This is a genomic window from Lentzea kristufekii (assembly GCF_033949925.1).
Taxonomy (GTDB): domain Bacteria; phylum Actinomycetota; class Actinomycetes; order Mycobacteriales; family Pseudonocardiaceae; genus Lentzea; species Lentzea kristufekii.
In genome coordinates this window covers 106,332-120,372 of sequence record NZ_JAXAVV010000015.1, presented here as the reverse complement: position 1 = coordinate 120,372, position 14,041 = coordinate 106,332, and the positions used below count along the sequence as shown (strand labels likewise).

Here is a 14,041-nt window from a genome sequence, read left to right as displayed (position 1 = left end):
GTCGTGGACCTCGAATATGCTGGTGAGCATGGTTGCAGCCCCACCCGTCATCGGCGTGCTAGCCCTCCAGGGCGACGTCCAGGAACACCTCGTGTCGCTCGCGAAGTGCGATGTCACCGCGCGCCCCGTCCGCCGGGCCGAGGAGTTGGACGAGCTCGACGGCATCGTCATCCCCGGCGGCGAGTCGACGACCATGAGCAAGCTCCTGGTGAACTTCGAGCTGCTGGAGCCGCTGCGCGCCAAGATCAAGGCCGGTTTCCCCGCCTACGGGTCGTGCGCGGGCATGATCCTGCTGGCCGAGAAGGTGCTGGACGGCAGGGAGGACCAGGAGCAGCTCGGCGGCCTGGCCGTCACGGTCCGGCGCAACGCCTTCGGCCGGCAGATCGACTCGTTCGAGACCGACCTCGACCTGGCCGGGGAGACGGTTCACGCCGTGTTCATCCGCGCACCTTGGGTGGAGGCGGTGAGCGGGGAGGTCGAGGTTCTCGCTACGGTGCCTGTTACGGCTGAGGCGGGAGACGCCGCCGGTAGGATCGTCGCGGTCAGGCAGGGCAACGTGCTGGCGACGGCGTTCCACCCGGAGCTCACGGGTGACGAGCGTGTTCACCGACTGTTCGTTGACATGGTTCGCGGTTCGACGGAGGAGAAATGAGCGGCCACTCCAAGTGGGCGACCACCAAGCACAAGAAGGCCGCCATTGACGCCAAGCGCGGCAAGCTCTTCGCGCGGCTGATCAAGAACATCGAGGTCGCGGCTCGCACAGGTGGCGGCGACCCCGACGGCAACCCGACGCTGTACGACGCGATCCAGAAGGCCCGCAAGAACTCGGTGCCGCTGGACAACATCGAGCGCGCCCGCAAGCGCGGCGGCGGCGAGGAAGCCGGCGGCGCCGACTGGCAGACGATCATGTACGAGGGCTACGGCCCCAACGGCGTCGCGGTGCTCATCGAGTGCCTCACGGACAACCGCAACCGCGCCGCCACCGAGGTCCGCACGGCCATGACCCGCAACGGCGGTTCGATGGCCGACCCCGGCTCGGTGTCGTACATGTTCAGCCGCAAGGGCGTCGTGATCGTGCCGAAGGCGGGCACGAACGAGGACGACGTCATGCTGGCCGTGCTGGAAGCCGGTGCCGAGGAGGTCAACGACCTCGGCGAGGCCTTCGAGGTCGTGTCCGAGGCGGGCGACCTGATCCCGGTCCGCAAGGCGCTGCAGGACGCGGGCATCGACTACGAGTCGGCCGAGTCGAGCTTCATGCCGTCGGTGTCGGTGCAGCTCGAGGCCGAGGGCGCCAAGAAGATCTTCAAGCTGATCGACGCGCTGGAGGACTGCGACGACGTGCAGAACGTCTTCGCGAACTTCGACGTGTCGGACGAGGTCATGGCCGAGGTCGGCTGACCACCATCAGCAGCACGAACGCCGGTCACGCAGCAGCGTGGCCGGCGTTTTTGCATCACCGCGCCCGAACGACCTTCAAGAACGCCGTCCAGGCTTCGGAGGAGAGGGTGATGTGCGTGGCCGGCGCCTTGCTGTCGCGGATGCCGACGCCGTGGCCGACCTCGACGCAGTTGTTGCCATCGCCGGTGTAGGTGCTCTTGCGCCACACGGTCATTGGAGGCCCTCCAAGATGCTGTTGATCACCGCCCTCGATTCTTCCTCATCCAGGGCGACGGCAGCGAGGTCCTTCAGGATGTTCTCGTAGACCTCGACGGTGTCCTTGTCATCGAAGAACAGGCCACATTTGACGCTCTCGATGTAGACGACTGGCGGGTACTTCGGGAACTTCATGATCCGGAAGTCGCCTGCCGCGCCCGCGTGCATGCCGATGGACCGCGGGACGATCCGGATGGTGATGTACTTCCGCACTGACATCCGCAGAAGGTGAGCGAGCTGTTCGCGCCACACCTCCTCGCCGCCGACCGGAAGCCACAGCGCCTGCTCGTGCAGGTAAAAGGTGAAGGTCCGGACATATTCGAGGATCTCTGCTCGGGCGACCCTCGCAGCCACCGTCGCCGGGATGTTCTCGGGCGGAACCGTCCGTGCTTTGGCCGTGACAGCCTCGATGTACTCCCGAATCTGGAGTAGGCCGGACACCAGGATCATCGACCAGTCGATGATCTCGTTGGCCTCCCTCTCCTGGTTGATCAAGGTGCGGGCCTGGTCGGGCAAGCCGTCCTCAGGGATCTGCACGTAGAAGCTGCCGGACTCGCGGAAGAGTGCTAGCAGGCGTTCGCGCTCATCGAGCGGTGTACGGCAGTAGGCGAGCAGAGTGGCGACCTCCAGCTCGTTCACTCCGCCCTTGCCGGCGAGCATGTCGGACAACTTCGCCTCTTGCCAGCCGAGCGCCTCGGCGAGCTGGCGCTGGGTCAGGCCGGTGCTCTCGATGGCGGCCCGGACGCCGTTGCCGAACTCGCGGCCCACCACGCTGGACGATCTCTTGGGCATGGACGGACGGTAGGGGCACCGACCGCGAAAGCTCTATCGTTTCGCGCCAAATCTGCCTGAAGGTGGGAGCGTTGGAACAGCTCCAAGCAGGCATAAGGCGCCGGGGAGGTGCCGTAGGCTGGGTGTCGTGCTTTCCGACGAAGACATCGAGCTGCGCGCCCGCCTGCTCTCCGCGGCCGACCGGTTCGGCCACACCAACATCGTCGTGAACCCGGACGCCGAGGGGCCGGGCTACGTGTTCTCCGTGGGGGCCTGGCGCCGGTTCGGCGTGGCCGAGGCGGTGGTGATCGGGCTGCCGCAGGGCATGGGCGAGATGCTGATCAACCTGTACGTCAAGCGGGCCAGCGAGGGCGAGCGGTTCCAGCCCGGCAGGCTCTACGACGACTTCTTCGAAGGGGTGCCCGTCGCGTTCGAGCGGGTCTACAAGGGCTTCTACCCCGAGTTCTTCGGGAGCGCGTACCTGCTCTACGACGGGTCGGACTTCGCGGCGCTGCAGATCATCGTGCCCACGCCGCAGGGGCAGTGGCCGTGGCAACCGGACGCGCCGGAGGGGTTCCACGACCACCAGATCATCCTCACCGAGAGCGGTCTGCCGGAGAGCTGGACGCCGGGGGTCACCGGGCCGTGAACGTCCACATCGGACCGTTGACGCGCGAGCACGCCGGTGAGGTCATGACGATCCAGCGCGCCGCGTACCTCGCGGAAGCCAGGCGGTACGGGGCGTGGGACCTGCCGCCGCTCGTCGAGACGCTCGACGAGATCCGGCACCACCTCGGGGACGGCACGCCGGCGTTCGGCGCGTTCGACGGGGCGCGGCTCGTCGGGTCGGTGCGCAGCCGGGTCGACGGCGAACGGATGGAGGTCGCCCGGCTGGCCGTCGCACCGGACGTGCAGGGCGGCGGGGTCGGGCGCAGGCTCCTCGAAGCGATCAGCGAGCGGGCGCCCGCGGACGTGAAGGTCGTCTGGTTGTTCACCGGTGCGGAGAGCGACGGGAACATCAGGTTCTACGAGAGCGCCGGGTTCGTCCGGGTCAGCGAGCACCTCGACGCCGTCGGGATCAGGTGCGTCACGCTGGAGCAGAAGGTCGTCTGACGTCCGGCGTCGTGCCGCGGGGGAGACCGAACCGTTGTCCGGAGGTCGTTGTCCGCTTTCTCAGCGCCGACACCGGACAACGATCTACCTGTAGAAATGCGGTGCGATCGACGGTCCGGGGGGATCCGGGGTCGCGTCGGGGGAGGAGCGCCCCGCACCGCGGGAGGCACAGGGGGATGCGGTGCGGGGCGCTTCGGAAAAGAACCTAGGGCTTGCGTCCCAGGAGCCCGATCAGTCGTGTCTGGTCGTCCGCGTCCGGTGCCACCGGAACGGGCGAGTCGAACATCGACGACCCGCTCCACTCGTCGATGTTGCGCTCGACGTACTTCAGCACGGCCGAGGCGAGACCGGGATCGATGCGTTCGTCGGCACCGATCGAACGCGCCAGGTCCCACGCGTGGACGGCGAGATCCGCGGTCATCTGCCAGCAGTACTCCTCGGCGTCCAGCTTCCCCGACGACACGGTCACGGGTTTCGCCAGCGCGAACGGCCCGAGCCACGCCTCGCGCGCCGCCGCGGCCGCCACGACCCAGGACACGAGCGGGTCGTCGCCCAGGTTGTCGTGGTCGAACCGGTCGCCCACCTGCGCCGCCGTGCACCCGGCCAGCAGTTCGGGCGCCCAGAGCTGCTCGTAGACGAGATGACCGACGAGATCTCTGACCGACCACTCCCGGCAGGGGGTGCCGAGCGACCACTGGTCCGGTGCGATCTGCCGGACCCTGCGGTCGAACTCCGTCATCGCCATGCCGTGCGCCTGGATCAAGTCCATCCCAGCAGTGCATCAAATCTCGGCCAACTGCGCACCCTGACGTGAGAGTTCGGCCACTTGGACGCAACCTCGATTTCAAACCGTACGAGCGTTCGGCGTAATCTCGACCAGATCCGCCGTGACAGAAGTTGACACGAGAGGGCGATGACTGTGAGCGCTCCTAGCGCCGGCATCTCCGCGCAGGACAAGGGATTCTTCGGGCACCCCCGAGGCCTGTCCACGCTGTTCTTCACCGAACTCTGGGAACGGTTCTCGTTCTACGGGATGAAGGCCATCCTCGGCCTCTACCTGTGGACAGCCGTGACAGAGGGAGGCCTCGGCGTCGACAAGGCGCTCGCCCTGTCCGTCGTGGCCATCTACGGCACCGCGGTCTACATGTCCGGTGTCGCGGGCGGCTGGCTGGCCGACCGCGTCTGGGGTGGCCAGCGCTCGGTGTTCTACGGCGGCATCCTGATCATGCTCGGCCACATCTCGCTGGCCCTGCCGATCGGCCTCGCGGGCGTCTACACCGGCCTGGTCTTCATCGTGCTCGGCACGGGCCTGCTCAAGCCGAACATCTCGACCGTCGTCGGCGGCCTCTACGAGCAGCACGACACCCGTCGCGACGCGGGCTTCACGATCTTCTACATGGCCATCAACATCGGTGGCTTCATCTCGCCGTTGATCACCGGCGCGCTCGCGGACGGCCTCGGCTTCCACTGGGGCTTCAGCGTGGCCGCGGTCGGCATGGCGCTCGGCCTGATCCAGTACCGGTATGGCCGCAAGAACCTGCGCGGCTCGGCCGCCGTGGCGCCGAACCCGTTGCCCGCACAGGAGAAGGGCCGCATCTACGGCCTGATCGGCCTCATCGCCGCGGCGATCGTCGGCCTGGGCGTGCTGGCGTTCTTCCTCGGCGGTGTCGAGGGCGTCATCCTGATGATCAGCATCATGTCCGTCGTGCTGCCGATCGGCTACTTCACCGTCATGCTGCGCAGCAAGAAGACGCTGCCGCACGAGCGTCCGCGGGTCATCGCCTACATCCCGCTGTTCATCGCGGCCGCGATGTTCTGGCTGATCTTCGAGCAGAGCGCGTCGGTCATCGCGGAGTTCGCCGACTCGAATGTGGACAACCACGTGTTCGGCTGGGAGTTCCCGGTCGCCTGGTTCCAGTCGATCAACCCGATCATGATCATCGTGCTGGCGCCGGTGTTCGCGCTGCTGTGGGTGAAGCTCGCGAACCGCGCGCCGTCCACGCCGCGCAAGTTCGCGGGTGCGCTGGTGCTCGTCGGCCTGTCGTTCGTGCTCATGTACTTCGCGAGCAACTCGGCCGCAGACGGCAAGGTGACGCCGCTCTGGCTCGTGGTGATGTTCCTGATCATGACCGCCGGTGAGCTCATGCTCTCGCCGGTCGGCCTGTCCGTCACGACGAAGCTGGCGCCCAGGGCGTTCGCCTCGCAGACGATGGGTCTGTGGTTCCTGGCGAGCTCGGCCGGGTCCGGTGTGGCCGCGCAGCTCGTGAAGTTCTACACGACGAGCCCGTCGGCGTACTTCCTCACGCTCGGCGGCGCTGCCGTCGTTCTGGGCGCCGGCCTGGCCGTGGCGGCCCCGGCGATCAAGAAGCTGATGTCCGGCGTGGAATAGGGCTTTCGACAAAGGTGAGAGGGAGGCCCGTCGCGGCGGCGGTGCGGCGGGTCTCCCTCTCACTTCTAAGAATGCACTACGCAGATGTGTCATTGGGGCACGAACATTGCTCCAGCCGGGTGAAGTCGAGCACTCGCCGCAACGAAATTAGCCCCAGGTCAGCATTAGTTCACCGTCAGTGATCGGCTGCTTTCGTTGGCCCGCACCGGAAGTCGCAACGCGCCGCGGATGAGCTTCGAGCGCCTGCGCGTCACCGGGCCGTCCGCCGCGAGCTTCGGGAAGCGCTTGAAGAGCTCGTGCAACGCCAGCGTGCCCTCGATGCGGCTCAGACCAGCGCCGATGCAGTAGTGGATGCCCGCGCTGAACGCGAGGTGCTCGCGCGCGTTGGACCGCGTCGGGTCGAACTTGAGCGGGTCGGAGAACACCCGCGGGTCGCGGTTCGCGGCCGCCAGCATCAGCATCACCGGCATGCCCTTCGGCAGCGACACCCCGGCCAGTTCGAGGCGTTCCCCAGGCCAGCGGATCGTGTACTGCACGGGCGGGTCGAGCCGCAGCACCTCTTCGACGAACCCCTCGGCGTACTCGGGGCTCTGGCCCAGCGGCGCCACCGTGTGCGGGTTCTCGAACGCCTTCAGCACGCCGTTGCTGATCAGGTTGACCGTCGTCTCGAAGCCCGCGAAGAGCAGCAACCCCGTGGTGGCGACGAGATCCTCGCGGCTGAGGTCCTCGTGCCGCGTCACCAGGTGGCTGACGATGTCGTCCTGGGGGTTGCGGCGCCGTTCCTCGATCAGGACGTCGATGAAGTCGTTGTACTCGATGATCGTGGCGTGCAGGTTCTTCAGCTGCTGGTGCGACCACACGCCGTCGAGCGTCTCCGCCAGGGCGCTGCCCCAGCGGGCGAAGAGGTCCTTGTGGTCGTCGGGCACGCCCAGCAGGTCGGCGATGACCTGGATCGGCACCTGCGAGGCGAACTCGGTGACGACGTCGAAGCGGTCGCCCAGCCGGTCGAGGTGGTCGGTCACGATCTTCTGGATGGACGCCGTGCGGTCCTTCAGCGCCCGTGGCGTGAAGAACGGCTGCACGAGCTTGCGCAGGCGGGTGTGGTCCGGCGGGTTCTTCATCAGGAACGAGTCCTGCACCGGGTTGACGATCTTCTCGCCGTCCTTGAACAACGTGATCGGCACCATCGACGCCTCGTCGAAGGTCGCGGTGATGAACCTGTTGTCGCGCAGCACCGAATCGCAGATCTCGCGGCTCGGTGTGACGTAGGCGCCCATGCGGCTGCGCACCATGTCGCCCTTGGCGCGCACCTTCTCGTACATCGCGTACGGGTCGCGGTCCGGCGGCGAGGCCATGACGCCCGCGTACGGGTCACCGATCAGGGCGTAGCCGCGGACGAGCGTGCGCAGCGCGAAGAACTGGGCGGTGGTCTTCAGCGTGGACATGTGTCCACACTGAGGTTTACGCGAAGAACCTTCAAGAGTTGCGGCGGTGTCGCCGCACGGTTTCTTCCACCAGATCGAGCACGGGTTCCATGTCGTCGGCCGGGAGTCCCATCGCGAGGTGCGAGACGAGACCTTCCAGCACCAGTTCCAGGAAGCTCGTCAGCACCGTGACGTCGACGTCGTCGCGCAGGTTGCCGGCCTCGCGCTGGCGGATGAGGCGCTGACGGGTGGCGGCGGTGAGCTGCTCGCTGCGTTCGGCCCACCGCGCCCGGAAGTCCGGGTCGGTGCGGAGCCGGCGGGAGACCTCGAGGCGCGTGCCGAGCCAGTCGGCGGCGTGCTCCTCGGTCCGCTTCTCCGGCTCGTCGAGGAGGTCGCGCATGACCTGGACGAGACCCTGTTCGGCGACGACGTCCGCCATCCGCAGCGCGTCGTCCTCGGCCAGTGCGAGGAAGAGCGACTCCTTGTCGCGGAAGTGGTGGAAGATCGCGCCGCGAGAGAGGCTCGTCGCTTCTTCCAGACGGCGTACCGTGGCACCCTCGTAGCCGTGTCGCGCGAAACAGGCACGCGCACCGTCGAGGATCTGACGGCGGCGGGCGTCGAGGTGGTCCTGGCTCACCCTGGGCACCGGTAGATGGTCGCAGGGAGACGGTGGGAAATCCAATCCGTACGTACGGATTGAACAGGTCCATCTGTGTGATCTTGCCCCGTGATCCCTTTCGTGTGGATCATCGGCCAGGCCTGCGCGAACGGGCGGCGCGGTGCCCATATCCTCTGCCGCCATGGACACCCAGGAGATCATCAAGCTGTCGACGCTCGCCGAGCGCCTGGGCTGGCAGCGGCGTGAGTCCACAGGCGTCCACCTGATCGATCTGCTGCTCAGCCGGCCCGTCTCGGACCTGATCGCCGCCCTCGCCGAGAACCGGGACGGGTAACGGGTTTCTGGTAAGCGCTTTCCAGCATGTCCGGGACGGGGTTGACTCAGCGGCCGCGCGGTGGTGTGATCTGCGCGATAGTCAAGAAAGTTTCCTGTCTAAAACTGAATCCGCCGCCGCTCCGTCGTGATCCCCCGACCCGTCTTGTGGGAGGCACAACAGTGGCACCGAGTAGAAGCCGGACGTTTCGCGCGTTCGGCGCGATGGGTGTTGCCTGTACAACAGCCGTCGCGGTGATGTCGGTACCGGAGCCGGCCCTCGCGGCGCCGGTGCGGTACGAAGCGGAGAACGCGACGATCTCGCAGGGCGTGGTGGAGTCGAACCACGCCGGGTTCTCCGGGGCCGGGTTCGTGAACGTCGACAACGTCGCGGGGAGCTCGGTCGAGTTCACCGTCACCGCGTCGAAGGCGGGCCAGGCCAAGCTCGTCTTCCGCTACGCCAACGGAACCGCGGACAACCGGCCCGTCGACGTGAGCGTCAACGGCGGCCTCGCCGTCGACGACCGCGCGTTCGCTGGCACCGGGGCGTGGACGACGTGGGTGTCGGCCGAGAACACGGTGAACCTGAACGCGGGCTCGAACAAGATCAAGCTCACGTCCACCGGTGCCACGGGTGGTCCCAACCTCGACTACCTGGAGGTCGAGGAGGCCGCGTCCGTTCCCGCGCTGGAGCAGGAGGCGGAGGACGCCACGATCAGCCAGGGCGTCGTCGAGTCGAACTGGGCGGGCTTCTCCGGCCGCGGGTTCGTCAACTACGACAACGTCATCGGCTCGTCGGTCGAGTACGTGATCAACGCCGAGTCCGGCGGCGAACACGACCTGACGTTCCGCTACGCCAACGGAACGACGACCGACCGCCCGGTCTCGGTGACCGTGGACGGCGCCGCCGCGCAGACCGTCTCGTTCCCCGGCACGGGCGCGTGGACGACGTGGCAGACGCGGACCCTGAAGGTCGTGCTGCACGCCGGTGCGAACAGGATCAAGGCGACCGCGACGACCGCGAACGGCGGCCCGAACGCGGACAAGCTGACCGCGGTGCTGGTCGGCCCGCCGGACAACGAGGCGCCGACGCCGCCGCGCAACCTGCAGTTCGTCGGCTCCACCCACAACTCCGTGTCGCTGAAGTGGGAGGCGGCCACCGACAACGTGGGCGTCACCGGCTACGACGTCTACCAGCACGGCCAGCTCGTCACGAGCGTCGGCAACGTCCTGGAGGCGACCGCGACCGGCCTGCGCGCCGACACCGAGTACGACTGGACCGTGTTCGCGAAGGACCGCGCGGGCAACGTCTCGCAGGCCTCGAACAACGTTCCGGGCCGCACCAAGCCCGCGCCCGTGGACAACCAGGCCCCCACCACTCCGGGCACCCTGCGGTCCACCGGCGCCACCTCGACCAGCGTCGCCATCGCGTGGGGCGCTTCGAGCGACAACGTGGGCGTCACCGGCTACGAGATCCACTTCGACGGAGCCCTGAAGCAGACCGCGGACGGTTCGGCCACGTCGGCGACCGTCGCCGGCCTGGTGACCGGCCAGACGTACGCGGTGAAGGTGCGGGCCAAGGACGCGGCGGGCAACTTGTCGGCGTTCTCGAACGAGATCTCCGTCAAGCCCGCGGCGGGCGGCGGCACCGGTGTGCCGAACCCCGGCGCGGTGAAGCAGATCGCCGGCGGGGTCGACGTGGCCTGGGGCCTCGCGTTCCTGCCCGACGGCTCTGCGCTGGTGACCGAGCGCGAGACGTTCAACGTCCTGCGCGTGACCGAGGCCGGCGCCAAGACCGTCATCGGCAAGGTGCCCGGCGCCATGGGCACCAGCGGCGAGGGCGGCGCGCTCGGCATCGAGGTCTCGCCGAACTTCGCCTCCGACCGGTTCGTGTACGTCTACCACACCTACAGCGGCGGAAACCGACTGGTCAGGGCGCAGTTCGACGGTGCTGCGCTGACCGGCTGGACCACGTTGCTCGACGGTGTGCCGAAGAGCCGCTACCACAACGGCGGGCGTCTGCGGTTCAGTCCGGACGGCCGCTACCTGTTCATCTCGACCGGTGACGCGCAGAACGGCAACAACGCGCAGAACCTCAACACCAACGCCGGCAAGATCCTGCGCGTCCACCCGGACGGCTCCATCCCGTCCGACAACCCGTTCCCCGGCAAGGCGATCTGGAGCTACGGCCACCGCAACGTGCAGGGCCTCGACTTCGACTCGAAGGGCCGCCTGTGGGCCTCGGAGTTCGGCAACTCGCAGCAGGACGAGGTCAACCTGATCACCAAGGGCGGCAACTACGGCTGGGAGCCCTGCGAGGGCACGATCGGCAACTGCGCCGGCACCGTCGCGCCGAAGAAGACCTGGTCGACCTCGCAGGCCTCACCCTCGGGCCTGACGATCATCAACGACCACGTCTTCGTCGCCACCACCGTCGGCCAGCGCATCTACCGGATGCGCATCGACGCGAGCGGCAACCTCGTCGACCAGCAGATCTACTTCCAGGGCACCTACAGCCGCCTGCGCACGGTCGAGGTGGACCAGGAGGGCGACATCTGGCTGACGACGACGACCGACAAGGACGGGTCGGCCGGCAACGACCGGATCCTGCACATCGACATCGTCTACGAAGGTGGCGGTGGTGCGTTCAAGCTGACGTCCCCGGCGTTCGCGGACGACGCGATGATCCCGGCCAAGCACACCTGCGCCGGTGACGGTGTCGCGGGCCAGGACCCGTCGCCGGCGTTCGCGTGGGTTAAGTCCGCCGGGGCGCAGGCCTACGCCATCGTGTTCGCGGACCGCGTGAACAACGGCAACAAGCTCCATTGGGCGATCTGGGACATTCCGGGTGCCACCCGCTCGCTGCCGGAGAACCTGGGGTCCGGGTTCGCCGTGCCGGGCCAGGGCTCGGCGAAGCAGAAGGCGATGGGATCCGGTGCCAACGCCCTGAAGTACTTCGGGCCCTGTCCTGGCGGCTCGACCAACCCGTACACGTTCACGTTGTACGCGTTGAACACCACGACGGTGCCCGGCATCACCTCCGGTTCGTCGATGGCGCAGATCGAGACGGCCATCAAGAACGCGTCAACCGCCAGCACGGTGCTGCGCGGCCGTTCGAATGCCAGGACGTAGATCCAGCCAGTGGGACAGGCGCCCGTGTGCACGCGTGCACACGGGCGCTTCACTTGGTTCGTAAGGATTTGAGGGCTGCGAGTGTCAGACCCCGCGTGTAGCGTCGAACGGGCCAGACGATCACGGGGAGTGTGGCAGCGTGACTGCGTTGCGTAATCAACCGGCGCCGGCGAGGTTCGCCGACCGCGCCGAGGCCGAGGCTTATGTGGCCTCGGTCTGTTTCAAACACGGGCCTCCGAGGCTTTTCGGCGTGGAGCTCGAATGGACCGTCCACCACGCCGAAGACCCTGCTCAGGTCCTCGATCGGCACCGGCTCGCCGCCGCTCTCGGCGAACACGCACCACCCACTCTCGTTCCGGACAGCCCGCAGAGGCCGCTTCCCAGCGGCACCCCGCTGACCGTCGAACCGGGCGGGCAGGTCGAGATCTCCACTCCTCCCTGCGCCAGCCTCCCGGACCTCTTCTCCACAGTCGCCCAGGACATCTCCCACCTCACCGCCATGCTCGCCGACCACGGTCTCGTGCTCGGCGACAAGGGCGCTGACCTGCACAGACGTCCCACTCGCCTGCTGCAGGTGCCTCGGTACGCCGCGATGGAGCACGCGTTCGGCGGGCTCGGCGCCGACGGCATCTCGATGATGTGCAACACCGCGGGCCTGCAGGTGTGCCTCGACTTCGGCGAGCAGAAGCACCTGCAGGACAGGTGGGCCGCCGTGCACCAGCTCGGGCCGGTGATGATCGCGCTGTTCGCGAACTCGCCGAGCATCGGTGGCATGCACCAGAACTGGGCGTCCGCGCGCATGCGGGCGCTCTACGGCTGTGATCCCGTGCGCACCAGACCCAGTGCTGTGTGCGCCGATCCGGCTCAGGCCTATGCGCGAAGAGTCGTCGACACCCCCGTCATCGTGGTGCGCGGGCCGGGTCCCAACTGGATCCCGGCGCGCAGGTTCACGTTCGCGGAGTGGGTGGACGGGGCGCACGACCGCGTCCCCACGAGCGACGACCTGGACTACCACATGTCGTTGATGTTCCCGCCGGTGCGGCCGCGCGGGTACATCGAGATCAGATACCTCGACACACCCGCGCCGGGCGGGTGGATCGCGCCGAGTGCGCTGCTCGTGGCGCTGTTCAGCGATCCGTCCGTTGTGGACGGTGTGCTGGCGGCGACCGAACGGGCGGCCGGGCGGTGGCTCGTCGCCGCCCGGCGCGGACTGGCGGACGAACGCATCGCGCGTGCCGCGAAAGACGTTGTGGCGCTGGGCATCGAGGCGTTGCCCCGCACCGGACTCTCCCACGACCAGATCGGCATCATCAGCCGGGAGCTTGAGGGGAAGCTGTGACCGAAGAACTCCGCGAGCAGGTGGCGGGGGAACTGTTGCGCTCGCGCGCGCGTTCCACCGCCCTGACCGACGCCGTCGACGAGCACGACCTCGTGCGGCAGCATTCGAAACTGATGTCGCCGCTGGTCTGGGACCTGGCGCACATCGGCAACCAGGAAGAGCTGTGGCTCGTTCGCGACGTCGGCGGACGCGAGCCGGTGCGCAGCGACATCGACGAGTACTACGACGCGTTCAAGTTCTCCCGCAGCGTGCGGCCCGAGTTGCCGCTGCTGAACCCTCGTGAAGCCCGCCAGTACGTCGGCGACGTGCGCGGCAAGGTGTTCGACGTGCTGGAGAAGGTGCCGCTGCAGGGGCGCCGGCTCGTCGAGAACGGCTTCGCGTTCGGCATGATCGTGCAGCACGAGCAGCAGCACGACGAGACGATGCTCGCGACGCACCAGTTGCGCAAGGGTGAACCGGTGCTGCACGCACCGTTGCCGCCCGGTGGAAACCTGGTGCCCGCAACGGAAGCGTTCATTCCGGGCGGCCCGTTCGAGATGGGCACGTCGGACGAACCGTGGGCGCTCGACAACGAACGTCCGGCGCACGCCGTCCACGTCGACTCGTTCTTCATCGACACGACGCCGGTCACGAACGGCGAGTACGCCGAGTTCGTCCTGGCGGGCGGCTACGACGACCGTCGCCTGTGGACGGACGAGGGCTGGGAGCACCGGACCAGCGCCAAGCTCGTGGCGCCGAGGTTCTGGCAGCGCGAGGAGAACTCGTTCGTGCGCACGGCGTTCGGCGTGACGGAGCCGATCGTGCCGGACGAACCCGTGGTGCACGTGTGCTTCCACGAGGCCCAGGCGTACGCGACCTGGGTGAAGAAGCGCCTGCCCACCGAGGCCGAGTGGGAGAAGGCGGCCCGGTTCGACACGGCGACCGGCAAGACCCGGCGTTACCCGTGGGGCGACGAGGAACCGACGGAGCAGCACGCGAACCTCAACCAGCGCCACCTGCGCCCGGCCCCGGTCGGCGCGTACCCGGCGGGGGCGTCCCCCGCGGGTGTGCACCAGCTGATCGGCGACGTGTGGGAGTGGACGTCGAGCGACTTCGGGCCCTATCCGGGCTTCGAGGTGTTCCCGTACCGCGAGTACTCCGAGGTCTTCTTCGGCCCGGACTACAAGGTGCTGCGCGGAGGCTCGTTCGGCACCGACAAGTCGGCGATCCGCGCGACGTTCCGCAACTGGGACTACCCGATCAGACGGCAGATCTTCGCCGGCTTCCGCTGCGCCAGGGACGCCTAGCCG

General features: G+C 67.8%; 14 protein-coding genes. 9 read left to right on the top strand and 5 right to left on the bottom strand.

The window, feature by feature from the left end:
- Positions 1-28 precede the first annotated feature (28 nt).
- Together pdxT and SK571_RS28690 are read left to right on the top strand one after the other, a co-directional pair.
- Entirely contained in the window at positions 29-652 is a 624-nt protein-coding gene (pdxT, locus tag SK571_RS28695) for a pyridoxal 5'-phosphate synthase glutaminase subunit PdxT (protein WP_319987190.1), read from the top strand.
- Positions 649-1,398 (top strand): YebC/PmpR family DNA-binding transcriptional regulator, encoded by a 750-nt coding sequence (locus SK571_RS28690; RefSeq protein ID WP_319987189.1) that lies wholly within the window; start codon positions 649-651, stop codon positions 1,396-1,398. Before pdxT ends, SK571_RS28690 begins: the two co-directional genes overlap by 4 nt.
- A 55-nt stretch (positions 1,399-1,453) precedes the next feature.
- Here SK571_RS28690 and SK571_RS28685 read toward each other — a convergent pair whose 3' ends face one another.
- On the bottom strand, positions 1,454-1,612 hold the full coding sequence (locus SK571_RS28685; RefSeq protein WP_319987188.1) for a DUF397 domain-containing protein: 159 nt from the start codon (positions 1,610-1,612) through the stop codon (positions 1,454-1,456).
- Positions 1,609-2,421 carry a helix-turn-helix domain-containing protein gene (locus tag SK571_RS28680; protein ID WP_319987187.1) on the bottom strand — a complete coding sequence of 271 codons (813 nt, stop codon included), beginning with the start codon at positions 2,419-2,421 and terminating at the stop codon, positions 1,609-1,611. Before SK571_RS28680 ends, SK571_RS28685 begins: the two co-directional genes overlap by 4 nt.
- Before the next feature lie 151 nt (positions 2,422-2,572).
- Here SK571_RS28680 and SK571_RS28675 point away from each other — a divergent pair, with 151 nt between their 5' ends.
- Positions 2,573-3,073, top strand: coding sequence for a DUF4262 domain-containing protein (locus tag SK571_RS28675; protein ID WP_319987186.1), 501 nt, complete (start codon positions 2,573-2,575; stop codon positions 3,071-3,073).
- Entirely contained in the window at positions 3,070-3,537 is a 468-nt protein-coding gene (locus SK571_RS28670; protein ID WP_319987185.1) for a GNAT family N-acetyltransferase, read from the top strand. The genes SK571_RS28675 and SK571_RS28670 overlap by 4 nt, the downstream gene beginning before the upstream one ends.
- Positions 3,538-3,742: 205 nt before the next feature.
- Here the strand turns inward: SK571_RS28670 and SK571_RS28665 are convergent, their stop codons facing one another.
- Positions 3,743-4,306, bottom strand: coding sequence for a TIGR03086 family metal-binding protein (locus SK571_RS28665; protein WP_319987184.1), 564 nt, complete (start codon positions 4,304-4,306; stop codon positions 3,743-3,745).
- A 144-nt stretch (positions 4,307-4,450) separates the two neighbouring features.
- Between SK571_RS28665 and SK571_RS28660 the strand changes: the two genes are divergently transcribed.
- Positions 4,451-5,926 carry a peptide MFS transporter gene (locus tag SK571_RS28660; protein ID WP_406602045.1) on the top strand — a complete coding sequence of 492 codons (1,476 nt, stop codon included), beginning with the start codon at positions 4,451-4,453 and terminating at the stop codon, positions 5,924-5,926.
- Positions 5,927-6,090: 164 nt separating this feature from the next.
- On the opposite strand, the gene SK571_RS28655 is transcribed toward SK571_RS28660, so the two are convergent.
- A complete protein-coding gene (locus tag SK571_RS28655) occupies positions 6,091-7,371 on the bottom strand; it encodes a cytochrome P450 (RefSeq protein ID WP_319987182.1) in 1,281 nt (426 codons plus the stop codon).
- 31 nt (positions 7,372-7,402) lie between these two features.
- On the bottom strand, positions 7,403-7,996 hold the full coding sequence (locus tag SK571_RS28650; RefSeq protein WP_090066997.1) for a TetR/AcrR family transcriptional regulator: 594 nt from the start codon (positions 7,994-7,996) through the stop codon (positions 7,403-7,405).
- Positions 7,997-8,150: 154 nt separating this feature from the next.
- Between SK571_RS28650 and SK571_RS28645 the strand changes: the two genes are divergently transcribed.
- The 4 genes from SK571_RS28645 to egtB all read left to right on the top strand — a co-directional run bounded on the left by SK571_RS28645 (position 8,151) and on the right by egtB (position 14,038).
- Positions 8,151-8,303 (top strand): hypothetical protein, encoded by a 153-nt coding sequence (locus SK571_RS28645; protein ID WP_319987181.1) that lies wholly within the window; start codon positions 8,151-8,153, stop codon positions 8,301-8,303.
- A 236-nt stretch (positions 8,304-8,539) separates the two neighbouring features.
- On the top strand, positions 8,540-11,413 hold the full coding sequence (locus tag SK571_RS28640; RefSeq protein WP_319987180.1) for a PQQ-dependent sugar dehydrogenase: 2,874 nt from the start codon (positions 8,540-8,542) through the stop codon (positions 11,411-11,413).
- A gap of 250 nt (positions 11,414-11,663) precedes the next feature.
- Positions 11,664-12,752, top strand: coding sequence for a glutamate-cysteine ligase family protein (locus tag SK571_RS28635; RefSeq protein WP_319987179.1), 1,089 nt, complete (start codon positions 11,664-11,666; stop codon positions 12,750-12,752).
- Positions 12,749-14,038: an ergothioneine biosynthesis protein EgtB gene (gene egtB / locus SK571_RS28630; RefSeq protein WP_319987178.1), complete on the top strand. Its 1,290-nt coding sequence runs from the start codon at positions 12,749-12,751 to the stop codon at positions 14,036-14,038. The genes SK571_RS28635 and egtB overlap by 4 nt, the downstream gene beginning before the upstream one ends.
- Positions 14,039-14,041: the final 3 nt, after the last annotated feature.